At 68.5% G+C, this 23716-nt stretch carries 23 protein-coding genes; 17 read left to right on the top strand and 6 right to left on the bottom strand.

From position 1 onward, the window contains the following. Nucleotides 1-131: 131 nt before the first annotated feature. The 7 genes from E2F49_RS11885 to E2F49_RS11915 all read left to right on the top strand — a co-directional run bounded on the left by E2F49_RS11885 (nt 132) and on the right by E2F49_RS11915 (nt 6529). Complete coding sequence (locus E2F49_RS11885) at nt 132-839, top strand: ferredoxin--NADP reductase (protein WP_243713588.1); 708 nt, start codon at nt 132-134, stop codon at nt 837-839. 142 nt (nt 840-981) lie between these two features. Then, nucleotides 982-2163: a site-2 protease family protein gene (locus tag E2F49_RS11890; protein WP_133394077.1), complete on the top strand. Its 1182-nt coding sequence runs from the start codon at nt 982-984 to the stop codon at nt 2161-2163. A gap of 85 nt (nt 2164-2248) precedes the next feature. Further along, nucleotides 2249-2824 carry a hypothetical protein gene (locus tag E2F49_RS11895; protein ID WP_133394078.1) on the top strand — a complete coding sequence of 192 codons (576 nt, stop codon included), beginning with the start codon at nt 2249-2251 and terminating at the stop codon, nt 2822-2824. Nucleotides 2825-2834: 10 nt separating this feature from the next. Next, nucleotides 2835-3035 (top strand): helix-turn-helix transcriptional regulator, encoded by a 201-nt coding sequence (locus tag E2F49_RS11900; protein ID WP_055250723.1) that lies wholly within the window; start codon nt 2835-2837, stop codon nt 3033-3035. Next, the gene (locus E2F49_RS11905; protein WP_133394079.1) at nt 3032-4558 is read left to right on the top strand and encodes an alpha/beta hydrolase; all 1527 of its coding nucleotides are present in this window, start codon (nt 3032-3034) and stop codon (nt 4556-4558) included. Before E2F49_RS11900 ends, E2F49_RS11905 begins: the two co-directional genes overlap by 4 nt. Before the next feature lie 46 nt (nt 4559-4604). After that, nucleotides 4605-5351: an ABC transporter ATP-binding protein gene (locus E2F49_RS11910; RefSeq protein WP_055250719.1), complete on the top strand. Its 747-nt coding sequence runs from the start codon at nt 4605-4607 to the stop codon at nt 5349-5351. Next, nucleotides 5348-6529, top strand: a complete 1182-nt coding sequence (locus E2F49_RS11915) for an ABC transporter permease (RefSeq protein WP_055250717.1) — start codon at nt 5348-5350, stop codon at nt 6527-6529. The genes E2F49_RS11910 and E2F49_RS11915 overlap by 4 nt, the downstream gene beginning before the upstream one ends. Nucleotides 6530-6608: 79 nt before the next feature. Here the strand turns inward: E2F49_RS11915 and E2F49_RS11920 are convergent, their stop codons facing one another. The 5 genes from E2F49_RS11920 to rpmH form a co-directional block, all read right to left on the bottom strand. Beyond that, nucleotides 6609-7655 carry a TonB family protein gene (locus E2F49_RS11920; protein WP_341777522.1) on the bottom strand — a complete coding sequence of 349 codons (1047 nt, stop codon included), beginning with the start codon at nt 7653-7655 and terminating at the stop codon, nt 6609-6611. 165 nt (nt 7656-7820) lie between these two features. Then, nucleotides 7821-9158, bottom strand: a complete 1338-nt coding sequence (mnmE, locus tag E2F49_RS11925) for a tRNA uridine-5-carboxymethylaminomethyl(34) synthesis GTPase MnmE (protein WP_133394080.1) — start codon at nt 9156-9158, stop codon at nt 7821-7823. Between the two features lie 66 nt (nt 9159-9224). Next, the gene (gene yidC, locus E2F49_RS11930; RefSeq protein WP_055250711.1) at nt 9225-10940 is read right to left on the bottom strand and encodes a membrane protein insertase YidC; all 1716 of its coding nucleotides are present in this window, start codon (nt 10938-10940) and stop codon (nt 9225-9227) included. A gap of 13 nt (nt 10941-10953) precedes the next feature. Further along, entirely contained in the window at nt 10954-11370 is a 417-nt protein-coding gene (gene rnpA, locus E2F49_RS11935; RefSeq protein ID WP_133394081.1) for a ribonuclease P protein component, read from the bottom strand. A gap of 61 nt (nt 11371-11431) precedes the next feature. Further along, a complete protein-coding gene (gene rpmH / locus E2F49_RS11940) occupies nt 11432-11572 on the bottom strand; it encodes a 50S ribosomal protein L34 (protein ID WP_047138036.1) in 141 nt (46 codons plus the stop codon). Between the two features lie 210 nt (nt 11573-11782). Here rpmH and dnaA point away from each other — a divergent pair, with 210 nt between their 5' ends. The 10 genes from dnaA to E2F49_RS11990 all read left to right on the top strand — a co-directional run bounded on the left by dnaA (nt 11783) and on the right by E2F49_RS11990 (nt 23140). Then, entirely contained in the window at nt 11783-13123 is a 1341-nt protein-coding gene (dnaA, locus tag E2F49_RS11945; protein ID WP_055251994.1) for a chromosomal replication initiator protein DnaA, read from the top strand. Between the two features lie 254 nt (nt 13124-13377). Then, nucleotides 13378-14478, top strand: a complete 1101-nt coding sequence (dnaN, locus tag E2F49_RS11950; protein WP_133394082.1) for a DNA polymerase III subunit beta — start codon at nt 13378-13380, stop codon at nt 14476-14478. A 107-nt stretch (nt 14479-14585) separates the two neighbouring features. Beyond that, entirely contained in the window at nt 14586-15683 is a 1098-nt protein-coding gene (gene recF, locus E2F49_RS11955) for a DNA replication/repair protein RecF (RefSeq protein WP_133394083.1), read from the top strand. A 200-nt stretch (nt 15684-15883) separates the two neighbouring features. Further along, nucleotides 15884-18343: a DNA topoisomerase (ATP-hydrolyzing) subunit B gene (gene gyrB, locus E2F49_RS11960; RefSeq protein WP_133394084.1), complete on the top strand. Its 2460-nt coding sequence runs from the start codon at nt 15884-15886 to the stop codon at nt 18341-18343. A 108-nt stretch (nt 18344-18451) separates the two neighbouring features. Next, nucleotides 18452-19261 carry a M48 family metallopeptidase gene (locus E2F49_RS11965; RefSeq protein ID WP_133394085.1) on the top strand — a complete coding sequence of 270 codons (810 nt, stop codon included), beginning with the start codon at nt 18452-18454 and terminating at the stop codon, nt 19259-19261. A gap of 104 nt (nt 19262-19365) precedes the next feature. Continuing rightward, entirely contained in the window at nt 19366-20601 is a 1236-nt protein-coding gene (locus E2F49_RS11970; protein ID WP_243713578.1) for a tetratricopeptide repeat protein, read from the top strand. Between the two features lie 134 nt (nt 20602-20735). Further along, complete coding sequence (locus tag E2F49_RS11975) at nt 20736-21401, top strand: energy transducer TonB (RefSeq protein ID WP_055250697.1); 666 nt, start codon at nt 20736-20738, stop codon at nt 21399-21401. Nucleotides 21402-21506: 105 nt separating this feature from the next. Beyond that, nucleotides 21507-22256, top strand: a complete 750-nt coding sequence (locus E2F49_RS11980) for a MotA/TolQ/ExbB proton channel family protein (RefSeq protein WP_055250695.1) — start codon at nt 21507-21509, stop codon at nt 22254-22256. A 36-nt stretch (nt 22257-22292) separates the two neighbouring features. Continuing rightward, complete coding sequence (locus E2F49_RS11985) at nt 22293-22715, top strand: ExbD/TolR family protein (protein ID WP_055250693.1); 423 nt, start codon at nt 22293-22295, stop codon at nt 22713-22715. Between the two features lie 14 nt (nt 22716-22729). Next, nucleotides 22730-23140, top strand: coding sequence for an ExbD/TolR family protein (locus E2F49_RS11990; protein ID WP_055250692.1), 411 nt, complete (start codon nt 22730-22732; stop codon nt 23138-23140). A gap of 287 nt (nt 23141-23427) precedes the next feature. Here the strand turns inward: E2F49_RS11990 and E2F49_RS11995 are convergent. Continuing rightward, nucleotides 23428-23716 (bottom strand): pyridoxine 5'-phosphate synthase (locus E2F49_RS11995; RefSeq protein ID WP_165971225.1); only part of this gene is annotated, 289 nt, incomplete at its 5' end.

Raw genomic sequence — 23716 nt, forward strand, 5'->3', positions numbered from 1 at the left:
GTATAGGCGCCCGGTCGCGACCGGCCCCGCGATGCAGTGTTGCGTTGCCCGAGGGCGTCGCGGCCGCCCCCGCCCAACCGGTTGAATTCGTGGCCATCCAGCAGTTCCCGCTCAAGCTCACGGGCCGGCGCATGATCGCGCCGACCGTTGCCCATCTGTCGTTCGTCCGCGATGACGGACAGCCGCTGGATTTCATCCCCGGCCAGTTCATCCAGATCCATTTCGAGTACGCCGACGGCACCGCGACCAAGCGCTCGTATTCGCTGGCGACGATCCACGACCACGCCATGGGCCCGGGCGAGGCGGTCGACGTGGCCGTGAGCTACGTGCCCGGCGGCGCGGCGACCGCGCTGTTCGAAGGCATGGCCACCGGCGACACCGTGCAGGCCAGCGGCCCCTTCGGCCGGTTCTGCCTGATGCCGCAGGATACCAACCGCCGCTATCTGCTGATCGGCACCGGCACCGGCGTCACGCCGTACCGGGCGATGCTGCCGCTGCTGGAGAAGGCGATCGCCGAGCGCGGCGTCGAGGTCGTGCTGCTGATGGGTGCGCGCACGCCCGAGGAGCTGCTGTACGGCGACGACTTCCGCGCGTTCGCCGATGCGCACCCCCAATTCCGCTTCGTGCCCTGCTTCTCGCGCGAGCTGCCGGCCGATCCGCATCCCGACGTGCGCCACGGCTACGTGCAGCAGTTCCTGGCCGAGTTCGCGCCGGGCGAGGGCGACATCGCCTACCTGTGCGGCAATCCGAACATGGTCGACGCGAACTTCGAGGCCCTCAAGGACGCCGGGCTGCCGGTGCCGCTGATCCGCCGGGAAAAATATGTCAGCAGCAAGTAAGCGAGTCACCGGCGGATCTCCGGCCGCGCGCAGCACGTGCGGCGCATTTGTCAGGCGTGGGGCTTTGCCTCACGCGCACATGCCGGATGCCAACAGCGAGCAGGACGTCGGCAGCACATAAGCGATTACGGGGACGCGGGGGATGAAGACGGGACTGGATGCCGCCCACGCCGATGACGCCGACGCGGGCGTCGCCGCCCTGATGCCGCCGCCGCCCGGCGCGCCCGTGGTGCCGCGTCCGCGCTGGCGGCGTGCGCTGCCCACGCTGATCGGCCTCGTCGGCGGTGGCGCCGGCGGCTTCGTGCTGGCGATGGCCGGCACGCATCTGCTCGACGGACTGCCCGGCAGCGCGGTCTTCGCCCTGCTCGCCGGCATGTTGCTGTCGCTGTGGCCGCACATCGTGCTGCACGAGGCCGGGCACGCCGTTGCCGGCCTGTCGCGCGGCATGCATGCGATCGCGTTCGGCGTGGGCCCGTTCCGCGTCGAGCGCGGGCATGGCGACCGCTGGCGCTGGCGTCGCGGCGGCGGTGTGCGTGGTATCGGTGGCTTCGCCGCCCTGCTGCCGAAGGGCGAACGCGGCCTGTCGCGCCGCGACCAGATCGTCTTCCTGCTCGGTGGCCCCCTGGCGAATCTCGCAACGGCGCTGTTGCTGCTCGCCTGCGCCGCGGTGCTGCCGATGCACGCCGCACTGGCGTGTGCGGGTGCCGCGCTGACGGCCGCCGCTCTGGGACTGTGGAATCTCGTGCCTTTGCACATGGCCGGCTGGCGGTCCGACGGCCGCGGTCTGCTCGACCTGCTGCGGCGCACGCCCGATGCCGCGCTGCAGCTGCAGATCAATCAGGTCATGGCCCTGAGCCTGGCCGGTGTGCGCCCGCGCGACTGGCCCGATGCCGCGATGCCCGACACCGGCGCGGTCATCGCCAGCACCGGCCTGCAGCAGAGCGGGCGGATGCTGCGGCTGTCGCGTGCGATCGACCGCCGCGATGCGGAGGCCGCAAGGCCCGATGCGCTGGCACTCACCGCCGCCTTCAACGACGCGCCGCCGGTATTCCAGAGCGCGATCGCGGTGACGCTCGCCAGTCATGCCGCGCTGCTGGTCGGCGACCGCAGGCTCGTCTCGGCCTGGCGGCTGCGCTGCGAGGGCGGGCTGATGGACCTCTCGCCGTACCGGGCGTGGCTCGATGCGGAAATCGCGCGGCTCGACGGCGACTCCGTGGCGTGTGCGGCGCAGGTCGAACGGGCACGCGGGCTGGTCGACCGGATTCCGGATGCGGCGAGCCGGGTGGTCCTCGAGGAGCGGCTGGACGTCCTCGCGCAGGCCTAGCACTGCCGCGCTGTAAAGCCTGCTTGACACGACGCGATTCGGGCCGGCATGCTCGCTGTCAAGCTCACTTGACAATCAGGCCGCCATGACCCGCTACGCCTTCCGCACGCCCATGCTCGCCGTCGCCGCGATGCTGATGGGCGCTGCCATCGTCTTGCGAATGCTCGTCCCGGCCGCGCCGATGTGGGCACCGGCCCTGATCCTGCTGTCGGCGATCGCGATCGGCATGGTCGCGCTCACCCGCTATGCCGCGAGCTGCGAGAACGCACCGCCAGCGCTGCAGCGTCGCTACACGCGCGAGATGCTCATCGGCATGGGCAGCTACACCGTGCTGCTGTTCGTCTCGCTGCTGTGGTTGCGCGAGCTCGAGGCCCCGGCATTGCGTGCAGTCGTGGCGCTGCTGCCGGTCGCGCCCATCGCGCTGGTCCTGCGCGCGATGGTGCGCTTCATCCGCGGCGTCGACGAACTGCAGCAGCGCATCGAACTCGAAGCGATCTGCATCGCCGCCGCGCTGGTGTCCTTCGCCTACATGACCGGTGGTTTCCTGCAGGCCGCGCGCGTCATCGACGTGCCGTCGAGCGCGGCGATGCTGTGGGTGTTTCCGCTGGTCTGCGGCACCTACGGCGTCGCAAAATCCGTCGTCGCGCGGCGCTACCGGTGAGGGGTCCGGCATGAAGAGCCGGGTACGGGCGCTGCGCGAGGCACGGGGCTGGTCACAAGCACAGCTCGGGGAACGTCTGGAGGTGTCGAGACAGACGATCAACGCGATCGAGACGGAGAAGTACGACCCCAGCCTGCCGCTGGCGTTCCGGATCGCACGCGAGTTCGCCGAGCCCATCGAATCCATTTTCCTGTTCGAGGACGTTCCATGAGGACAACACGGCTTTCTCTGCTGGCACTGGCCGCGACTGCGGCGCTGGCCGGCTGCAGCGGCGCGGCCCCGGCGCCCGCCGATGGCGAGGCCGCGCGGCCGACGCGGATGTTCGGCCAGATCGCCTTCCACGGCTGCACGCTCGACGGCGGCAACGCCGCGACGCGCGTCGAAGCGCAGTGCGCGGTGCTGCAGGTGCCCGAGAATCCGGAGGCGCCGGACGGCCGCAAGATCGGACTCAACATCGCATGGCTGCCGGCCGATTCGAATGATGGCGGCACCGCCGATCCGGTGTTCTTCCTCGCCGGCGGTCCCGGCCAGGCGGCCACCGAGCTGGCCGCGCAGATCAACGCCGGCCTGCGCGAAGTGCGGCGCCAGCGCGACATCGTGTTGGTCGACCAGCGCGGCACCGGCAAGTCCAACCCGCTGACCTGCACCGATGCCAACGGCGAGGCGATGGAACTCGACGCGCTGACCGCGCCCGACGACGCCGCGCTCGATGCCTACGTCGGCCGCTGCCTGGCCGGTCTGGAAGGCCGCGCCGATCCGCGCTTCTACACGACGGCCAACGCGATCCGCGACCTCGACACCGTGCGCGCCGCGCTCGGCGCCGAGCAGGTGAACCTGGTGGGCGGCTCCTACGGCACCCGCGTCGCCCAGCAGTACGCGATGGCGTATCCGCAGCACACGCGCAGCATCGTGCTCGACGGCGTGGCGCCCAACGATCTGGTCGTCGGCGGCGAGTTCGCGCACACCTTCGAGGATGCGCTGTCGCTGCAGTCGAAGCAGTGCGCGCAGGACGCGACATGCCGCGACCGCTTCCCGACCGATCTGCAGGCGCAGCTGCGCGGTGTGCTGTCGACGCTGCAGACGACGCCGGCGCCGGTGACCTACCGCGACCCGACCACCGGCGCGCAGCGCGACGGTGTGGTCACGCCGGACACGGTGACCGGCCTGGCATTCCTGTTCTCGTACGCGCCGCAGACCGCGTCGTTGCTGCCGCTGATCCTCGACGAGGCCGCGCAGGGCCGTTACGGCCCGCTGATGTCGCTGTCGCAACTGATGTACAGCAATGTCGGCGGCCAGATGACGCGGGGCATGCAGTGGTCGGTGATCTGCGCCGAGGATGCCGGCCGCTACCGCGAGGACGGCCGCGTCGCGGACACCATCCTCGGCCCCGGTGTCGCGCGCATGTTCTTCGGCGCCTGCCGCACCTGGCCCACCGGCACGCCACCGGCCAACCACACCGCGGCGCTGCAGTCCGACGTGCCGGCGCTGCTGATGTCGGGCGAACTCGACCCGGTGACGCCGCCCGCCTACGCCGAGCGCGTGCTCGCCGGCCTGCCGAACGGACGGCACCTGGTGTTCAAGGGCCAGGGCCACGGCACGTTCGCGCTCGGCTGCGCGCCCAAGCTGCTCGCGCAGTTCATCGAAAGCACCGACGCCAAGGCGCTGGACGCGACGTGTCTGGATGCGATGCGTCCGGTGCCGCCGTTCACCAGCTTCAACGGGTGGTCGCCGTGATCGCGTCGCGCCTGTCGATTCCCCTCTTCTTTCCGGAGCTCCGCCGATGATCACGGCCCAGCAACTGCACAAGGCGTTCAAGACCAAGACCGGCACGGTCCAAGCGGTCGACGGCGTCGACTTCGTCGCCGAGGACGGCCGCATCACCGGCCTGCTTGGCCCCAACGGCGCCGGCAAGACCACCACGCTGCGCATGCTCTACACGCTGATGAAGCCCGACAGCGGCCGCGTGCTGGTCGACGGCATCGACGCGGCGCAAGACCCGGCCGCCGTGCGTCGCGTACTCGGCGTGCTGCCCGATGCGCGCGGCGTCTACAAGCGCCTGACCGCGCGCGAAAACATCCGCTACTTCGGCGAACTGCACGGCCTGTCGAAGGCGGAGATCGCCGAGCGCACGCGCGTGCTGAGCGAGCAGCTCGACATGGGCGAGATCCTCGACCGCCAGACCGAAGGCTTCAGCCAGGGCCAGCGCACCAAGACGGCGATCGCCCGCGCGCTGGTGCACGACCCGCGCAACGTCATCCTCGACGAGCCGACCAACGGCCTGGACGTGATGACCACGCGCGCGATGCGCGAGTTCCTGTTCAAGCTGCGCGACGACGGCCGCTGCGTGATCTTCTCCAGCCACATCATGCAGGAGGTCGCCGCGCTGTGTGACCGCATCGTCATCATCGCAAAGGGCCGCGTCGTCGCCGACGGCACCGCCGACGAACTGCGCGAGCGCTTCGGCAAGTCGAACCTGGAAGACGCGTTCGTCAGTGCGATCGGTTCGGAAGAGGGCCTGCTGGCATGAGCAACCTGAAATGGATGTGGTGCGTGGTGCGCAAGGAGCTGCTGGACATCGCGCGCGACCGGCGCACGTTGTTCATGGCGCTGCTGCTCGGTCCGCTGATGTATCCGCTGCTGATGCTGGGCATGAACTTCATGGCCGAGAAGCGCATGAAGACCGAGATGGACCGCGTGCTGGAAGTGCCGGTGATCGGCGCCGAACACGCGCCCAACCTGGTCGCGCACCTGGCGACGCTCGGCATCCAGGCGATCGATGCGCCGGCCGATCTGGATGCGCAGATCGCCGCGCAGCAGGTCGACGTGGCGATCGAGATTCCGGCCTCGTTCGCCGAGGACTGGCATGCCGGCCGCCCGGCCACGGTCGAGGTCATCAGCGACAGCACGCGTCGCAACGCCGAGACGCCGACGCGCCGCGTGCGCAATGCGATCACCGCCTACGGCCAGCAGGTTGGCGCGCTGCGCCTGCTCGCACGCGGCATCGATCCGTCGGTGGTGCAGCCGGTCGCGGTGGGCACGCGCGACATGGCGACCGAGGAAGCCAAGCGCGGCATCCTGCTGTCGGTGCTGCTGCCGTATCTGCTGATCCTGTCGAGTTTCATCGGCGGCTCGTACCTGATCCTCGACGCCACGGCCGGCGAGCGCGAACGCCAGTCGCTCGAACCGCTGCTGGCCACGCCGGCATCGCGCGGCGCGATCGTCAGCGGCAAGATCGCCGCGGCCTGCCTGATCGGCATGGCCTCGCTGGTGCTGACGATGCTGGCCTTCAAGGTGAGTGCGCAGATGGGCGGCGGCTCGGCGAAGCTGCTGGACGTCAGCTTCGCGGCGATCGGCAAGATGCTGCTGGTGCTGCTGCCGATGCTGTTCGTCGGCACCTCGCTGCTGACCTTCCTCGCGGCCACGGCCAAGAGCATGAAGGAAGCGCAGAGCCACATCGTCTGGCTGATGCTGCTGCCGATGATTCCGAGCTTCGTGCTGATGATCAATCCGATCAAGACCGAGCTGTGGCAGTTCGCGGTGCCGTTCCTCGCGCAGAACCAGCTGCTGCTGAAGATCATCCGCGCCGAGCCGATCGAGCCGGCGATCTGGGCGGTGTACCTCGGCGCCAGCCTCGCGATCGCTGCGGCGCTGTGGATGCTGGCGGTGTGGCGTTACCGGCAGGAGAAGCTCGCGGTCGCCAGCTGACCGCGCAGGCTTCGCAACGGAAAAGCCCGGCATCTGCCGGGCTTTTCTTTGGTCCGTCGACCGGTGCGTCGAGCGGCGATCAGTTCGCCGTCGGCGAGAACCCGATCGTGCGGCGCGTCGTGACCGGTGCGGGCACCGGCTCGAAGCGCCAGCGACGCACCGCCGCGAGCGCTTCGCGATCGAAGGTGCGCGGCGGGTCGGCGCGGACCACGCGGGCGTTGCTGACCGAGCCGTCGACATCGATCGTGAACTCGACCATGACCTCGCCGCGGGTGCCGGCACGCAGCGCGTCGGCGGGATAGCGCGGCGCCGGCGTACTGAGCGGGCGCAGTTGGGCCGGTGCCGCCGTAGCAGCGGGCGCCGCAGGTGCGGGCGTCGGCGCTTCTTCGCGGGCCGTCTCCTGGCGGGCCGCCTGTTGCCGCGCGGCTTCCTCGCGGGCCGCGGTCTGGCGGTCGGCCTCGTCACGCGCGGTCTGGTCGGCCGCCTGCTGCTGGGCGAGCTGCGCGGCGGCGGCGGTCTGCTGCTGTTGCTGCTGCTGGGCGCGCTCGCGTTCGAGCTGCTGGGCGCGCTGGGTTTCCTGTTCGGCGGTCAGCTTCTGCTGCTCGACCTTGGCCGCGGCCTGCGTCTCCGCGTTGGCGATGCTGGTGCGCAGACGCTCGAGCGCGGGATGCGCGCTGTCGGCACGCTCGATCAGACCCAGCAGGCGCCGCGCTTCGGCGTAGTCGCCGCGGTCGCGGCTCTGCTCGGTGGCGATGACGCTCATCGGCAACAGGTCGATCAGCGCGCTCGAGGCCGCGGCGTCGCCGGCCTGCTTCTCACGCAGTGCGAGGTAGTACTCCATCGCGTTCTCGCCGGCCGGCGCGTACAGGCGGCTTTCCTGGTACGCGGCCGACGCGGCGGCGCGCAGTTCGTCCACCGACAGGCCGGCGATCGCGTCGTCGGCCGCCTGCTGGCGCGCCGCGGCCTGCTGGCTTGCCTGGGCGGTGACCGCGCCGGGCGTTTCGGCGGCGGCGGGCGCTTCGGCCTCGTCGCTGCGGCCGCAGGCCGCGAGTACACACGCCAGACCGAGTGCGGCGGCCAGCCGCGCGCCTGACGCGCGACGGGTCGTCGGAGTCTTCGAGACCATCATCTTTCCCCAAGGATGCATGTCCGCAAGATGCGTACAACGCGTCAGCGGCGTCGATTTGTCAATGCTTGCGGCGCCGTCGTGATCGCGGCCTGTCGATGCGATCACGAATCTTGGCGTCCCGATCGCCGTCGATGCCGCCTGTTCGCGGGCCGGGGCCGACACCTACTTGCCGATGCAGAAACTCGAGAAGATGTGCCCGAGCAGGTCGTCGGGCAGGGTGCGGCCGGTGATCGCGCCGACCGCATCGTGGGCGATGCGCAGGGACTCGGCGGCGAGTTCGAGGTGCTGCGCGGCCAGCGTACCGCGTGCGTCGTCGACCGCATCGGCGGCGTCACGCAGCGCATCGACGTGCCGCTGCCGCGCGGTGAACGTGCCCTCGCCGGCAAGCGTGTCGCCACCGAGTCGCGACTGCAGCGCGGCGCGCAGGGCATCGAGGCCGAATCCGGTACGCGCCGACACCTGCAGCGCGTCCCCCGCGGTGGTCGACGCCGCCTGCAGGTCGGCCTTGTTGTGCACGACGATGCGATCGGCGACGCCCGCGATCGCGTCCTCCACCTGGGCCCAGCCGGCCGCGACATCGCGCCCGTCGAGCACGACCAGCGCAAGGTCGGCGCGCTGCAGTTCGGCGCGCGCACGGCGCATGCCCTCGCGCTCGATCGCATCGCCTTCGCTGCGCAAGCCCGCGGTGTCGACCAGGGTCAGTTCGACGCCGCCGATGCGCAGCGTCTCGTGCAGGAGGTCGCGCGTGGTGCCGGCGATGTCGGTGACGATGGCGCGGTCCACGCCGGCCAACGCGTTGAGCAGCGAACTCTTGCCGGCATTCGGCGGCCCGACGATCACCGCGTGCAGGCCATCGCGCAGGCGCCGGCCCTGGTCGGCCTCGGCCAGCAGCTGCGACAACGACCTCGCGAGTGCGTCCAGTCGCCGCGCGATCTCGTCGCCACCGAGCGCGTCGATCGGCTCGTCGGAGAAATCGATCATCGCCTCGATGTAGACGCGCAGATGCAGCAGTTCGGCGGCGAGCGCGTCACAGCGATCGGAGAACACGCCGTCGAGCGCACGTCGCGCGGCCCGTGCGGCGCGATCGTCGCCGGCAGCGATCAGATCGGCGACGGCTTCGGCCTGGGCCAGATCGAGCCGGCCGTTGAGGAAGGCGCGCTCGCTGAACTCGCCGGGTCGCGCGAGCCGCGCGCCGAGCGTGCGGCAGCGGGCGAGTAGCTGCTGCAGCATGACCGGGCTGCCGTGCGCCTGCAGTTCGACGACATCCTCGCCGGTGTAGCTGGCCGGCCCCGGAAACGCGAGTACGAGCCCGTCGTCGAGCACGGCGCCGTCGGCGTCGAAGAAACGTGCGTAGTGCGCGTGGCGCGGACGCAGCGTGCGACGGCCGCACAGCGTGCGCGCGATCGGCAGCGCGGCCGGGCCCGACAGTCGCACGATGCCCACACCGCCCGCGCCGGGCGCGGTGGCGATCGCGGCGATGGTCTCGTTGGACTGCGTCATGTCGAGGCTCCCGAACGCACGAGCCCGCCATGCGGCGGGCTCGTGGCTGTCACGTGGTGACGGCGATCAGTCCTTGGCCAGCGCCGCGGGCGCTTCGCTGTAGCGCTTGATCATCCACCACTGCTGCAGCAGACCCAGGCCGCCGTTGGTGACCCAGTACAGCACCAGACCGGACGGGAAGAAGATCATGATCGCGCCGAACACCAGCGGCATGAACTGCATGATCTTCTGCTGCATGGGGTCCATGCCGACCATCGGCGTGAGCTTCTGCGTCGCCCACATGATCGCGATGTTGAGCACCGGCAGGATGAAGTACGGATCGCGCGCGGTCAGATCCTGGATCCACAGCATCCACGGCGCGTGGCGCAGCTCCACCGATTCGAGCAGCACCCAGTACAGCGCGAAGAACACCGGCATCTGCAGCAGGACCGGGAGGCACCCGCCGATCGGGTTGATCTTCTCCTTCTTGTAGAGCTCCATCATCGCCATCTGGAACTTCTGCTTGTCGTCGCCGTAGCGCTCCTTGAGCTGGGCGATGCGCGGCTGGAACTTGCGCATCTTCGCCATCGACTTGTACTGCGCGACCGACAGCGGATACAGCGCCAGCTTCACCAGCAGCACCAGGCCGATGATCGACCAGCCCCAGTTGCCGATCAGGCCGTGCAGCTTGGCCAGCACCCAGAACAGGCCTTCGCCGAGCATCGCGAAGATCGAGAAGCGGCTGTAGTCGACGACGCGGTCGAGACCGCGCACGCCCTGCGCCTGGATCAGGTCGACCTGCTTGGGACCGACCCACAGACGCGCGGTCGTCGAGGCCTGCTGGCCGGCGGCCACGGCGATCGGCGCACCGAACTCGCGGATCAGGTAACGCGCCGCGCCGGTGCTGCGGTCGACCTGCATCGAGATCGTGCTGGCGTCGTCGGGGCGCGGGATCCACGCACTGAAGAAGTGGTGCTGGACCATCGCGATCCAGACATTGGTGTCCTTGGCATCGAGGCGGCCGTCGCCTTCGAAGTCAGCCAGCTGGCGGCGGCCGTAGCCGATGTCGCTGCCGAACCAGGTCGCACCGACCAGGCTGTAGGACTCGGGATTGGTCATGCCGCGCTTGACCGCCGGCGCGGTACGGATCAGCTGGCGATACGGGAAGCCCTGCCAAGCGGCGGCGCCGGTGTTGGCGATCTCGTCGCGCACCTCGACCGCGTAGTCGCCGCGGGTCAGGATGAAGCTGCGGCGGATGGTGACGCCGTCGGGGCCGGTCCACACGAAGGGCACGGTCAGCGTGGTCTCGCCCTCGGCGAGCGTCGCGGTGGCGGCGTTGCCTTCCGGCACGAACTGGCCTTCGTGGCTCGGCGCACTGTTGTTGCTGCTGACCCAGCCGCTCTGGGCGGCGTAGTAGTGCAGCGGGTCGGTGTCGAACATGCGCACCGGCGGCGCGCCGTCGTCACGCGTCTGCGGATAGCCCAGCAGATCGGCCTGCACGACGTTGCCGGCGTCGAGCACCAGACGCAGCACGTCGGTCTGAACCACGACCTGACGCGGCGCGGCGGCGGTCCCGGCCACTGCAGCGGCGCCCGGCGCCGGCGGGACCGGCGCGGCATCGGTCGGCGCGGTCGGCACGGCCGCACTACCGGCGGTCGCGCCCGGCACAGTCACCGACGGCGTGGCCTGCGCGGCGCTGGTCTGCGGCTGGGCGGCAGCGGACTTCTCCTTGCCCCATTCCATCCACAGCAGCACGGCCACCATCAGCCAGGCGAGGATGAGGAAAGTACGGATCTGGTTCATCAGGCGGGCAGGCTCATGCGCCGGGCGAGGCCGGCGTGGATGGAATCGGGGAGGCGGGCATTGTGCCGGCCGTCGATGACGGCGGCAACGCGCGGGCGCGCTTGAGCACGCTCAGAAATGCCGCGCGCAGCGCGTCGTTGTCGGCTTGGGCGGCGGACGGACGGGCCACGACGACGTAGCTGCCGGGCGCGAGGCGCGGCTGCAGCAGGCGGAAGACATCGCGCAGCACGCGCTTGATGCGGTTGCGTCCGACGGCGCGCTTGTCGACCTTGCGCGACACGGCCAGGCCCAGCCGCGGCGGGCCGTCCTCGGACAACAGATGCACGGCCAGCATCGGCGACGCGGTACGCGTCGCGCTGGCGAAGATGCGATCGAAATCCGCACGCGCGCGCACACGCACGTGCCGCGGATAGCGGACACCGGCGGTCATGGAAGCGGCGCTGCGGAACGGGCGGCGAGCGCGGATGCGCGACTCACCGGCCCGGAGAGCTTCAGGCCGAGAGGACCTTGCGGCCCTTGGCGCGACGGCGGGCAAGAATCTTGCGGCCATCGGCGGTCGCCATGCGGGCACGGAAACCGTGGTCGCGCTTGCGCTTGAGGTTGCTGGGCTGGTAGGTGCGCTTGGTAGCCATGATCGAGCCCTTCGGGCAACGTTCGAATAAGGAACCGGAAATTCTAGCGGCTGCGCCGCGGGCCGGTCAAGCCGGCGTGACGGTCGACAGCGTCATGCGCCCGCGCTGCGGGGGCGCGACGGGTGCGCATGATAGTCTGCGTGCCCTTCTCCCGGCGACCGGACCGCGCAGCTGCGTGGCGGCGCCCGCTTTGTCGAATTCCGCCGCATGATGGATGCCTGGCCCCGCTGCCTTCAACGCCTCGAAGCCGAATTTCCGGCCGAGGATGTCCACACCTGGCTCAAGCCCTTGCAGGCCCGCGCCGACGACCGTTCCACCGTGCTCTACGCGCCGAACGCCTTCGTCCGCGACGAAGTGCAGGCGCGCTACATGCCCCGCATCCGCGAACTGCTCGAGCATTTCGCCGGCATCGAGGATGTGAGCCTGCAGGTCGGGTCGCTGCCGCGGACCGCGCCGCCGGCGGTCGCGCCGGCCGCGGGTGCACCGGTCGAGAGCCGCGCCGTGCCCGCCGCGCCGATCGAAGCCTTCGCCGGCAACATGGACAGCCATTACACCTTCGACAACTTCGTCGAGGGCCGCAGCAACCAGATGGGCCGCGCCGCCGCCTGGCAGGCCGCGCTCAAGCCCGGCGACCGCGCGCACAACCCGCTGCTGCTCTACGGCGGCACGGGCCTGGGCAAGACCCATCTGATGTTCGCGGCCGGCAATGCGATGCGCCAGGCGAACCCGCGCGCGCGCATCCTGTATCTGCGTTCGGAAGAGTTCTACAGCGCCTTCTTCCGCTCGATCCAGGAGAAGACCTCGGACCAGTTCAAGCGCCAGTTCCGCCAGATCGACGCGCTGCTGATCGACGACATCCAGTTCTTCGCCGGCAAGGACCGTACCCAGGAAGAGTTCTTCCACACCTTCAATACGCTGTTCGACAGCAAGCAGCAGATCATCATGACCTGCGACCGCTATCCGCGCGAGGTGGACGGCCTGGAGCCGCGCCTGAAGTCGCGGCTGGCCTGGGGCCTGTCGGTGGCGATCGATCCGCCGGACTTCGAAACCCGTGCGGCGATCGTGCTGGCCAAGGCCCACGAGCGCGGGACCCAGGTGCCCGACGATGTGGCCTTCCTGCTGGCCAAGAAGATGCATTCGAATGTGCGCGACCTCGAGGGTGCGCTCAACACGCTGGCCGCACGCGCCAACTTCATGGGCCGCCCGATCACCGTCGAGTTCGCCCAGGAGACGCTGCGCGACCTGCTGCGCGCGCAGCAGCAGGCGATCAGCATCGCCAACATCCAGAAGGTCGTGGCCGACTACTACGGCCTGCAGATCAAGGACCTGCTCTCCAAGCGCCGCACGCGCTCGCTGGCGCGTCCCCGTCAGGTCGCCATGGCCCTGGCCAAGGAACTGACCGAACACAGCCTGCCGGAGATCGGCGACGCCTTCGCCGGCCGGGACCACACCACGGTGCTGCACGCCTGCCGCCAGATCCGGACGTTGATCGAAAGCGACGGCAAACTGCGCGAAGACTGGGACAAGTTGATCCGCAAACTGAGCGAGTAAGCTGTGCGTTGCGGGGGTTGGGATAACCTCGGGACACCGGATGGCGAACCTGTGGACAACCGAGGGGGTCGAAAGTTGTCCACAGCTTGATCCACCCATCCAACCGCCGCTATCCACCGGGTTTGGACGTCGATAAAACCTTTGCGATTCAGTGGCTTGCAGTAGATATCACCCGATTTTCGCTCTACCCAGCTCCACCTTCTTTAGATTTATATCCTTTTTATAAAAGCACGGGACAAGGGGATAACACCGACATGCGTTTCAGTCTCCAACGCGAAACTCTGCTCAAGCCGCTGGCCCAGGTCGTCAATGTCGTCGAGCGTCGCCAGACCCTGCCCGTGCTGGCCAACCTGCTGGTCCAGGTGCAGGACGGCCAGCTGTCGCTGACCGGTACCGACCTCGAGGTCGAAATGGTGTCGCGCCGCGCGGTCGAGGATGCGCAGGACGGCGAAACCACGATTCCGGCCCGCAAGCTGTTCGACATCGTTCGTGCGCTGCCGGACGGCAGCAAGGTCGTGATCTCCCAGTCGGGCGACAAGATCACCGTGCAGGCCGGTCGCAGCCGGTTCTCGTTGTCGAGCCTGCCGGCGGGCGACTTCCCGTCGGTCGACGAAGTGGAAGCGACCGACCGCATCGCGGTCCCGGAAGCCGCGCTCAAGGAACTGATCGAACGTACCGCGTTCGCGATGGCCCAGCAGGATGTGCGCTACTACCTCAACGGCCTGCTGTTCGATCTGGGCGACACGCGTCTGCGTTGTGTGGCGACCGACGGCCATCGTCTGGCGCTGTGCGAGACCACGCTGGAAACGCCGGTCCAGACCAAGCGCCAGATCATCCTGCCGCGCAAGGGTGTCACCGAGTTGCAGCGCCTGCTCGAAGGCGGTGACAAGACCCTGGAACTGGAACTCGGCCGCAACCACCTGCGGGTCAAGCGCGACGATGTGACCTTCACGAGCAAGCTGATCGACGGCCGTTTCCCCGATTACGAAGCCGTGATTCCGATCGGCGCCGACCGCGAGGTCACGATCGACCGCGAACTGCTGCGCGCCGCGCTGCAGCGCGTGGCGATTCTCTCGAACGAGAAGTACCGCGGCGTGCGGCTCGAAGTCTCGCCGGGCACGGTGCGCATCAACGCGCACAACCCCGAGCAGGAAGAGGCGCACGAGGAGGTCGAAGCCGACACCAAGGTCGACGAACTGGCCGTGGGCTTCAACGTGAACTATCTGCTGGACGCGCTGACCGCCCTGCGGGGCGAACAGGTGATCCTCAAGCTGCGCGATGCGAACTCGTCGGCACTGGTTCGCGAAGCTGCGGACGAGCGCAGCCGCCACGTGGTGATGCCGCTGCGTCTCTGACACCACCGGTAAACTGGGCGCACGTCGCCCGCACATGTTTCACGTGGAACACGACGCCCGGCCCCGCCGGGCGTTTTCCGTTCCGGCCCCGCTTGCCCAGGATCTCCGTGCAGCTCACCCGTCTCGACCTTCGCCATGTCCGTAACCTGTCGCGGGTCTCGCTGGCGCCCGGGCCCGGGCTCAACCTGCTGTTGGGCGACAACGGCGCGGGGAAGTCCAGCGTGCTGGAGGCGCTGCATCTGCTGGCCTACGGACGCAGTTTTCGCGGTCGCGTCCGCGATGGGCTGATCCAGAGCGGATGTGCGGCGCTGGAGGTCTACGCCGAGTGGCGCGACGATCCCCTCCACCCCGAGCGGCTTCGACGGGCGGGGTTGCGCCACACTGGTCAGGACTGGACCGGACGTCTGGATGGCCAGGATGTCCCGCAGCTCGGCGAACTGTGCGCTGCGTTGATGGTGGTGACCTTCGAACCCGGTAGCCATGCGCTGATTTCCGGAAGCAGCGAGGTCAGGCGCCGGTTCCTCGACTGGGGGCTGTTCCACGTGGAACAGGACTTCCTGCCGCAGTGGCGTCGCTACGCCCGGGCGCTGAAACAACGTAATGCCCTGCTGAAGGCGGGCGCTGGCGGCAGCCAGCTGGATGCTTGGGATCTGGAACTCGGCGATGCGGCGGCGCCACTCGATGCGCGACGCGATGCGTACCTGTCGCGTCTGCAGACCGCGGTGCAGCGTGTGGCCGCGGAAATCGCGCCGTCACTCGGCGTGCCGGAACTGGTGTTCCTGCCCGGCTGGCGTCGGAACGAGCTTTCGTTGGCGGACGCCCTGCTCGTCGCCCGCGACCGCGACCGCGCCGCGGGACATACCAGTGTAGGTCCGCATCGCGCCGACTGGCGGATCCGCTTCGATGGACGCCCCGAGCAGTCCCTGCTGTCACGCGGTCAGGCCAAGCAGGCCGCGCTGTGTTGCCTGCTCGCCCAGGCCCAGGATTGCGCCAACCGGCACGGTGGGCGCTGGCCGGTCATTGCGCTGGACGATCTGGCGTCCGAACTGGACCGCCACCACCAGGCGCAATTGCTCGAGTCGCTGCATCGGGCCGGATCCCAGGTGTTGATCAGCGGCACCGAACGGCCCGGACACTGGCCGGAAGCGCCGTTGCAGGGCGCGCGGACGTTCCACGTGGAACACGGCGAGATCCGGCCAGACTGAGACCCGCATGTTCCACGTGGAACATGCCGTTGTCTTGAGTCCTCCGCAGCCGTGTTTCACGTGGAACACAGTCGCGCCGGGACGAGACCCGGAGGCCGGCGCCGCGCCCGGATGTTATGATCGGTCAACACCTTATCGCCCGTTCCAGCGCCCGGCAGCCCTGCCGATGCCGCGCTGGGGGCTGCAGCTGACGGTACCGAATGAGCGACGAAAACCAGACCGGTTCCCCCGCCCCGGCGAACGGCAACTACGACGCCAACAGCATCACCGCGCTGGAAGGCCTGGAGGCCGTCCGCAAACGCCCGGGCATGTACATCGGCGACGTGCACGACGGCACCGGCCTGCACCACATGGTCTTCGAGGTCGTGGACAACTCGATCGACGAGGCCCTGGCCGGCCACGCCGACCATGTGGCGGTGACCATCCACGCCGACGGTTCGGTGTCGGTGTCCGACAACGGCCGCGGCATCCCGGTCGGCAAGCACGCCCAGATGAGCGCCAAGCTCGGCCGCGAGGTCTCGGCGGCCGAGGTCGTGATGACCGTGCTGCATGCCGGCGGCAAGTTCGACGACAACAGCTACAAGGTCTCCGGCGGCCTGCACGGTGTGGGCGTCAGCGTGGTCAACGCGCTGTCGGAGAAGCTGCAGCTGGACGTCTTCCAGGCCGGCGCGCACTACCGCCAGACCTACAGCAACGGCGCGGCGACGACCGCGCTGGCGCAGATCGAGTCGACCACCAAGCGCGGCACCACGCTGCGCTTCTGGCCGTCGGTGACGGCTTTCCACAACAACGTGGAATTCCACTACGACATCCTGGCCCGCCGCCTGCGCGAGCTGTCGTTCCTCAATTCCGGCGTCAAGATCGTGCTGGTCGACGAGCGCGGCGACGGCCGCCGCGACGACTTCCATTACGAGGGCGGTATCCGCAGCTTCGTCGAGCACCTGGCGCAGCTGAAGAACCCGCTGCACCCGAACGTGATCTCGGTGACCGGCGAGCACAACGGCATCACCGTCGAAGTGGCGCTGCAGTGGACCGACTCCTACCAGGAGACGATGTACTGCTTCACCAACAACATCCCGCAGAAGGACGGCGGCACGCACCTGGCCGGTTTCCGCGGCGCGCTGACCCGCGGGCTGAGCAACTACATCGAGCAGAACGGCATCGCCAAGCAGGCCAAGATCAGCCTGACCGGCGACGACATGCGCGAGGGCATGATCGCGGTGCTGTCGGTGAAAGTGCCCGACCCGAGCTTCTCCTCGCAGACCAAGGAAAAGCTCGTCAGCTCCGAAGTCCGCCCGGCCGTCGAGAACGCTTTCGGCGCGCGGCTCGAGGAGTTCCTGCAGGAAAACCCGAACGAAGCCCGCGTCATTGCCGGCAAGATCGTCGATGCCGCGCGTGCGCGCGAGGCGGCCCGCAAGGCCCGCGACCTGACCCGCCGCAAGGGCGCGCTCGACATCGCCGGTCTGCCGGGCAAGCTGGCCGACTGCCAGGAGAAGGACCCGGCGCTGTCGGAACTCTTCATCGTCGAGGGTGATTCGGCGGGTGGCTCGGCCAAGCAGGGCCGCAACCGCAAGAACCAGGCGGTGCTCCCGCTGCGCGGCAAGATCCTCAACGTCGAGCGTGCGCGCTTCGACCGCATGCTCGCCAGCGCCGAGGTCGGCACGCTGATCACCGCGCTGGGCACCGGCATCGGCAAGGACGAGTACAACCCCGACAAGCTGCGCTACCACCGCATCATCATCATGACCGACGCGGACGTGGACGGCTCCCACATCCGCACCCTGCTGCTGACGTTCTTCTACCGGCAGATGCCCGAGCTGATCGAGCGCGGCCACGTCTACATCGGCCTGCCGCCGCTGTACAAGATCAAGCAGGGCAAGAACGAGCTCTACATCAAGGACGACGCGGCGCTCGACGCCTACCTGGCCGGCAATGCCGTCGAGGGGGCCTCGCTGGTGCCGGCGGCCGGTGAACCGGCGATCGAAGGCATGGCGCTGGAGCGCCTGCTGCTCGACTTCGCTGCGGCGAAGGAGACCATCGCCCGCAACGCGCACCGTTACGACCCGGCGGTCATCGAAATGCTGCTCGACGCCGCCCCGCTGACCGGTTCCGAAGCCGAGATCGCCGAGGCGCTGCAGGCGCTCGAGGGCCGTCTCAACCAGAAGGGCCTGGGCCGTCCGCGCTATCGCTTCGGCGTCCAGCCGGCCACCGAATCGCGTGGCGCGGTGCTGACCATCGATCGCCGCCACATGGGCGTGGACCTGACCCAGCTCGTTCCGCTGGCGACGCTGGAGACGGGCGAACTGCGTTCGGTCGGCGAGGCCGCACGCCAGTTGCACGGGCTGATCCGCGATGGCGCGCAGATCGTCCGCGGCAATCGTGCCCAGCCGGTGAAGACCTTCGCCGACGCGCAGGCCTGGCTGCTCGAAGAGGCCAAGCGCGGCCGCCAGATCCAGCGCTTCAAGGGTCTGGGCGAAATGAACCCCGAGCAGCTCTGGGACACCACGGTGAATCCGGAAACACGTCGCCTGCTGCAGGTGCGGATCGAGGATGCGGTGGCTGCGGACGAGATCTTCAGCACGCTGATGGGCGACGTGGTCGAACCGCGCCGCGCCTTCATCGACGACAACGCGCTCAAGGTCGCCAATCTCGACATCTGAACCCACGCTTGCCGCGCAACCGTGCGCCTCCGTATGGAGGTGGCGGTTGACGGCGCGTTAATCCGCGCCGCACTACAACGACGGTTCTTGAACAGGGGAGTCCCGTCCATGAAGACGTCAATCGCGGCGCTCGCCGCTGCCGTGCTGCTCGCCGGTTGTGCCACCACCACGTCGCCGACGGGCCGCACCCAGATCGTGGGCGGCGTCTCGCAGGCGCAGCTCAACCAGATGGGCGAGCAGGCCTTCGCCGAAACCAAGTCGAAGATGCGGGCCTCGACCGACGCCCGCCAGCAAGCCTACGTACGCTGCATCGTCACCGACATCGTCCGCGAGCTGCCGGCCAACTGGCAGCAGCTCAACTGGGAGTCGGTGGTGTTCGTGGACGAGAATCCGAACGCCTTCGCGCTGCCGGGCGGCAAGGTCGGCGTGCATACCGGCATCCTCAAGGTCGCGCAGAACCAGGACCAGCTCGCGGCGGTCATCGCGCACGAGATCGGTCACGTCTACGCGAACCACCACGACGAGCGCATCACCCGCCAGATGGGTGCGCAAGGCGCGCTCGGCGTCGCCGGCGCGCTTCTGGGCTCGCGCTACGGAGAAGGCGCGCAGCAGTCGGCCAACCAGCTCGGTGGTGCCGCACTGCAGGCGACCTTCCTGCTGCCCGGCACGCGCACCCAGGAAACCGAAGCCGACGTCGTCGGCCAGGACCTGATGGCCAAGGCGGGCTTCGATCCGCGCGCCGCCGTGGGCCTGTGGCAGAACATGATCGCGGCCAGCGGTGGCAACCGTCCGCCGCAGTGGTTGTCGACCCACCCCAATCCCGAGAACCGCATCAGCGAGCTGCAGACGCGCGCCGCGAGTCTGGTGCCGGTCTTCGAGCAGGCACAGGCCGCCGGCAAACGCCCTCGTTGCGGTTGAGCACGGCGTTGCCCGGATACACGGCTGCATCCAACCGGCGATAATCGCCGTATCCAGACTCCGGCCCGCGACACGTCGCGGTCCATTGCCAACCGAGGTGAACGATGTCGAAGTCCCGCATGTCCCAGCAGGTGCTGGCCGCCGCCCTGACCACCGCCCTGCTCGCGTTCGCCGCGCCGGCCGCCTTCGCGCAGGAAGACGGCGGAAGCGAGCGCAGCAGCCGTGCCGACCGTTCCTCGCGCAGCGCGGACCGCAACGAGCGCCGCAGTTCGCGCCAGGCGCCGCAGAAGGCCGAAGCCATGTATCCGGCCTCGAGCCGCAAGGAACCGGGCGTGTCGGCGAGCCAGCGTCTGGTGAAGGATCTCAACGCGCTGTCCGAAGCCGCCAACGCCGGCGATGCCGCCAAGGGCTTGCCGCTGGCCGACGGCATCCTCGCCAACGAGCGCGCGAATGAGTACGACAAGTCGATGGCCGCCCTGCTCGCCGGCCAGATGCTCATCAACGAAGACAACGCCCGCGCCACGACCTATCTGCAGCAGGCGATCGACACCGGCGGCCTCGACAACAACAACCACTTCCAGGCCATGCTGATCATCGCGCAGCTGCAGGCGCAGGATGAGCAGTACGAGCAGGCGCTGGCGTCGCTGGACCGCTACATCACCGAGTCCGGCTCCACCGACCCGAAGGACCAGGCGCTCAAGGGCAACATGCTGTACCGCCTCGAGCGGTATCCGGAGGCGATCGCCACGCTCAAGCCGCTCGTCGACGCGCGTGGCGAGGTCGATCCGCAGTGGACCCAGATCCTGATGGCGTCCTACGCCGAGTCGGGCAACAGCGCCGAGGCCACGCGTCTTGCCGAGCAGGTCGCCAGTGCCACGCCGGGCGACAAGCGCTCGCAGATGAATCTCGCGGTGTCGTACCTGCAGACCGACCAGAACGACAAGGCGATCGAAGTCTTCGAGCGTCTGCGCGCCGCAGGTGAGCTCACCGAGGAAACCGAGTACCGCAACCTCTACGCGCTGTATCTCAACAGCGAGAACAAGGAACGCGAAGCGATCGCGGTGATCAACGAGGGCCTGCAGAAGGGCATCCTCAAGGAGGACTACCGCACGATGGCCGCGCTCGGTCAGGCGAACTATTTCTCCGACCAGGTCGAGCCTGCGATCGCCGCATGGCGCAAGGCCGCACCGCTCGCGGAGAACGGCGAAACCTATCTCAATCTCGCCCGCGTGCTGCACCAGGAAGGCCGTGCGAACGAGGCCAAGGAAGCGGCACGCCAGGCGATCGCGAAGGGCCTGAAATCCAACGCGGATGCGGAGCGCATCATCTCGGGCCGTTAAGAAAAAGTTGCCTGTTCCATGGATGGTGCAGGCGCCTTGGATTGGTATAAGCTTCAGGGTTCCCGCCGCCCGACAGGGTGGCGGATCAACTTTCCGACCGGGGCCTGCATCCCGGCCTTACAAGAGTTCTTCGCATGACGCAACGCTCGACGACGACCGACATGAACGACGAAGACGAGGGCTTGAACTGGGCCCGTATCGCCGGCTTCACGATGGTGGTCGCGTTCCACGCCGCCGCCGTCATGCTGCTGCTCGCGCCGGTCAATCCGCCGAACGCCGCACAGCAGGAAGAGGCCGCGACGCGCGTGGTGATCATCGAGCCGCCGCCGCCGCCTCCCCCGCCGCCGCCGCCGCCGCCGGAGCCGCCGAAGCCGACGCCGATCAAGGAACTGACGCCGCCGCGTCCGACGCCGGTCCCGCCGCCGCCGGAAGCACCGCCGGTCGTGTTCGACGAGCCGTCGCCGATGGATACCCCGGCCCCGCCGCCGGCCCCGCCGTCGCCGCCCGCACAGGTCGCCGACATCGGCGCCAGCGTCGACATCTCGTCGAAGAACATGAATCCCCCGCGCTATCCGCCTGCCGCCGCGCGCGCGCAGATCGAAGGCACGGTGATCTTGGTCATCGACGTCGACGCCAACGGCAACGTCACCAACGTGTCGGTCGAGAAGTCCAGCCGCAACCGCGACCTCGACCGCGCCGCGATCGAAGCGGCACGCAAGTGGTCGTTCGCACCCGCGATGAAGAACGGCGCGCCCGCTGCCGGTCGCGTGCGCGTGCCGGTCGACTTCAACCTGGGCTGATCGCTCTGGTCCGCGACACCGATTACACCGGCGCCCGAACGGGCGTCCGCAAGAACCGCGTCAACGTTCCACTCTTCATACCACTACATCTAGAAGGTACGCGTCATGCTGCAGGAAACCACTAACGCCGCTGTGTCCAATGCTGCAGGCCTGCAGCAGATGGGCTTCGCCGACATGATCGAGCACATGGACGCGGTCAACTGGACCGTGCTCATCGTGCTGATCGCGATGTCGGCCATGTCGATCTTCTGGATCATCTTCAATGCCATCAAGGCCGCGCGCCTGAAGGGCAGCACCGACCGCGTGATCAACACGTTCTGGGAAACCCAGAACGCCCAGGACGCGATCCGTTACATGGAAGAGCAGCCCAAGAGCGAGCCCTTCTCGAAGGTCGCCCTCGACGCCGCCCAGGCCGCCGCGCACCACCAGCGTCATGAAGGTTCGCGTCTGGTCGAGTCGCTGAACCGCTCGGAGTTCGTGGACCGCGCCCTGCGCCAGGCCGTGACCCGCGAGTCGCTGAAGCTCGAAGACGGTCTGACCGTGCTCGCCACCGTCGGTGCAACCGCGCCGTTCGTGGGTCTGCTCGGTACGGTGTGGGGCATCTACCGCGCCCTGATCCGCATCGGTGCCAGCGGCCAGGCCGACATCGGCGCAGTGGCAGGCCCGGTGGGTGAGGCGCTGATCATGACCGCGATCGGTCTGGGTGTCGCGATCCCGGCGGTGCTGGGCTACAACTTCTTCGTCCGCCTGAACCGCGGCACGAACAACAAGCTCGACACCTTCGCGCACGACCTGCACGACTTCTTCGCCACCGGTTCGCGCGTCGGCGAGACGCCGGCTCCGGCCAAGGTCTAAGCAGTCCGCAACTCGTCGCGATAACGGAGTCCAGATATGGCTTTCAGCTCAGGTGGTGGCAACGACAAGGTCAACGCCACGATCAACATCGTCCCGCTCGTGGACGTCATGCTGGTGCTGCTGATCATCTTCATGGTCACGGCGCCGCTGATGGCGCACAAGGTGCAGGTCGAGCTGCCGGAAGCCGACCTCGACGAACGCCCGGAGAATGCTCCGGGCCCGCCGCCGCTGACCGTGGCGGTGACCGAGAACGGCGACATCTTCCTCAATGACGAGCCCGTGACCCTCCAGCTGCTGGAGAGCGCGTTCTCGGTCGAGGCCCAGAAAACGCCGCAGCCGCCCGTCAACATCCGTGGTGATCAGACCACGAAGTACCGGACGATCAACGACGTGGTCAACACCGCGCAGGCCCAGGGCATGCGCAAGGTCGGCTTCGTCGCGACGACCGAAGTCAGGTAACCGGAGCAACACGCATGGCATTTTCATCCGGTGGCGAAGGCCCGATGGCCGACATCAACATCATTCCGCTCTGCGACGTGATGCTGGTGCTGCTGATCATCTTCATGGTGACCGCGCCCAAGCTCTCCTACCCCATCGACATCGATCTCCCGCAGCGTTCGACGACGCCGCCGGAGAATCCGGTGGAACCGCCGGAGCCGATCCGGCTGCGCATCGACGGCTCGGGCCAGATCTTCTGGAACGACAGCCCGACGCCGGTCTCGGCGCTGCGCAACATGATGGAGTCGGAAGTCCAGCGCGATCCGACCAACCAGCCGACGCTCGAGATCGACACGAGCGGCGACGCCGACTACGGCGTGCTGGCGAAGGTCTTGGCCGAGGCCAAGAACGCGCAGATGCAGAAGATCGGCTTCGTGCGTCAGTAAATCGCAGTCCACATCGGTGCGGGCCTGCAGCACGCCCCGATGTCCGATGCAATGATTTGAACGCCGCCTTCGGGCGGCGTTTTTTTGTCTGTGTTTCACCGGGAGTGACGGTCTCGACGGCGAGCGGTGAGGCACCGGCCGATGCATGCGGCTCGTGGGCGCGACTCTGGTCGCGATCGTGAAAATCCCGAATCGCGAGCGCGCTCCCACCGGTACGCGGCTCCAATCTGCAGGCATCCGCAGGCGAGGCCGAAACAAAAGCCGACAGATTTCGGGTGAAGCCGGCTTCAGAGCGGAGCGGCAGCCCCACAGATCGCGAGATAACGGCGGATCGTCGTGTCCAGTCCGTCGTACAGCGCTTCACCGATCAGCGCATGGCCGATCGACACCTCGTCGATGCCGTCCAGCGCCGCGAGGAAGGCCCCGAGGTTCGCCTGGCTCAGATCGTGGCCGGCATTGACGCCGAGGCCGACGGCGCGTGCCGCGTGGGCGGTGGCGACGAACGCGGGCAGTGCGGCGTCCGGCGTACCGGCGTCGTAGGCCTCGGCCCACGGACCGGTGTAGAGCTCGATGCGG

It is taken from the genome of Luteimonas terrae (assembly GCF_004358165.1).
GTDB classification, from domain to species: Bacteria; Pseudomonadota; Gammaproteobacteria; order Xanthomonadales; family Xanthomonadaceae; genus Luteimonas; species Luteimonas terrae.

What these genes read in the sequence shown, in the direction of transcription:
- E2F49_RS11885 (WP_243713588.1), top strand. Translation starts at nt 132, where the DNA reads ATGATCGCGCCGACCGTTGCCCATCTGTCGTTCGTCCGCGATGACGGA.
- E2F49_RS11890 (WP_133394077.1), top strand. Translation starts at nt 982, where the DNA reads ATGAAGACGGGACTGGATGCCGCCCACGCCGATGACGCCGACGCGGGC.
- E2F49_RS11895 (WP_133394078.1), top strand. Translation starts at nt 2,249, where the DNA reads ATGACCCGCTACGCCTTCCGCACGCCCATGCTCGCCGTCGCCGCGATG.
- E2F49_RS11900 (WP_055250723.1), top strand. Translation starts at nt 2,835, where the DNA reads ATGAAGAGCCGGGTACGGGCGCTGCGCGAGGCACGGGGCTGGTCACAA.
- E2F49_RS11905 (WP_133394079.1), top strand. Translation starts at nt 3,032, where the DNA reads ATGAGGACAACACGGCTTTCTCTGCTGGCACTGGCCGCGACTGCGGCG.
- E2F49_RS11910 (WP_055250719.1), top strand. Translation starts at nt 4,605, where the DNA reads ATGATCACGGCCCAGCAACTGCACAAGGCGTTCAAGACCAAGACCGGC.
- E2F49_RS11915 (WP_055250717.1), top strand. Translation starts at nt 5,348, where the DNA reads ATGAGCAACCTGAAATGGATGTGGTGCGTGGTGCGCAAGGAGCTGCTG.
- E2F49_RS11920 (WP_341777522.1), bottom strand. Translation starts at nt 7,655, where the DNA reads ATGGTCTCGAAGACTCCGACGACCCGTCGCGCGTCAGGCGCGCGGCTG.
- mnmE (WP_133394080.1), bottom strand. Translation starts at nt 9,158, where the DNA reads ATGACGCAGTCCAACGAGACCATCGCCGCGATCGCCACCGCGCCCGGC.
- yidC (WP_055250711.1), bottom strand. Translation starts at nt 10,940, where the DNA reads ATGAACCAGATCCGTACTTTCCTCATCCTCGCCTGGCTGATGGTGGCC.
- rnpA (WP_133394081.1), bottom strand. Translation starts at nt 11,370, where the DNA reads ATGACCGCCGGTGTCCGCTATCCGCGGCACGTGCGTGTGCGCGCGCGT.
- rpmH (WP_047138036.1), bottom strand. Translation starts at nt 11,572, where the DNA reads ATGGCTACCAAGCGCACCTACCAGCCCAGCAACCTCAAGCGCAAGCGC.
- dnaA (WP_055251994.1), top strand. Translation starts at nt 11,783, where the DNA reads ATGGATGCCTGGCCCCGCTGCCTTCAACGCCTCGAAGCCGAATTTCCG.
- dnaN (WP_133394082.1), top strand. Translation starts at nt 13,378, where the DNA reads ATGCGTTTCAGTCTCCAACGCGAAACTCTGCTCAAGCCGCTGGCCCAG.
- gyrB (WP_133394084.1), top strand. Translation starts at nt 15,884, where the DNA reads ATGAGCGACGAAAACCAGACCGGTTCCCCCGCCCCGGCGAACGGCAAC.
- E2F49_RS11965 (WP_133394085.1), top strand. Translation starts at nt 18,452, where the DNA reads ATGAAGACGTCAATCGCGGCGCTCGCCGCTGCCGTGCTGCTCGCCGGT.
- E2F49_RS11970 (WP_243713578.1), top strand. Translation starts at nt 19,366, where the DNA reads ATGTCGAAGTCCCGCATGTCCCAGCAGGTGCTGGCCGCCGCCCTGACC.
- E2F49_RS11975 (WP_055250697.1), top strand. Translation starts at nt 20,736, where the DNA reads ATGACGCAACGCTCGACGACGACCGACATGAACGACGAAGACGAGGGC.
- E2F49_RS11980 (WP_055250695.1), top strand. Translation starts at nt 21,507, where the DNA reads ATGCTGCAGGAAACCACTAACGCCGCTGTGTCCAATGCTGCAGGCCTG.
- E2F49_RS11985 (WP_055250693.1), top strand. Translation starts at nt 22,293, where the DNA reads ATGGCTTTCAGCTCAGGTGGTGGCAACGACAAGGTCAACGCCACGATC.
- E2F49_RS11990 (WP_055250692.1), top strand. Translation starts at nt 22,730, where the DNA reads ATGGCATTTTCATCCGGTGGCGAAGGCCCGATGGCCGACATCAACATC.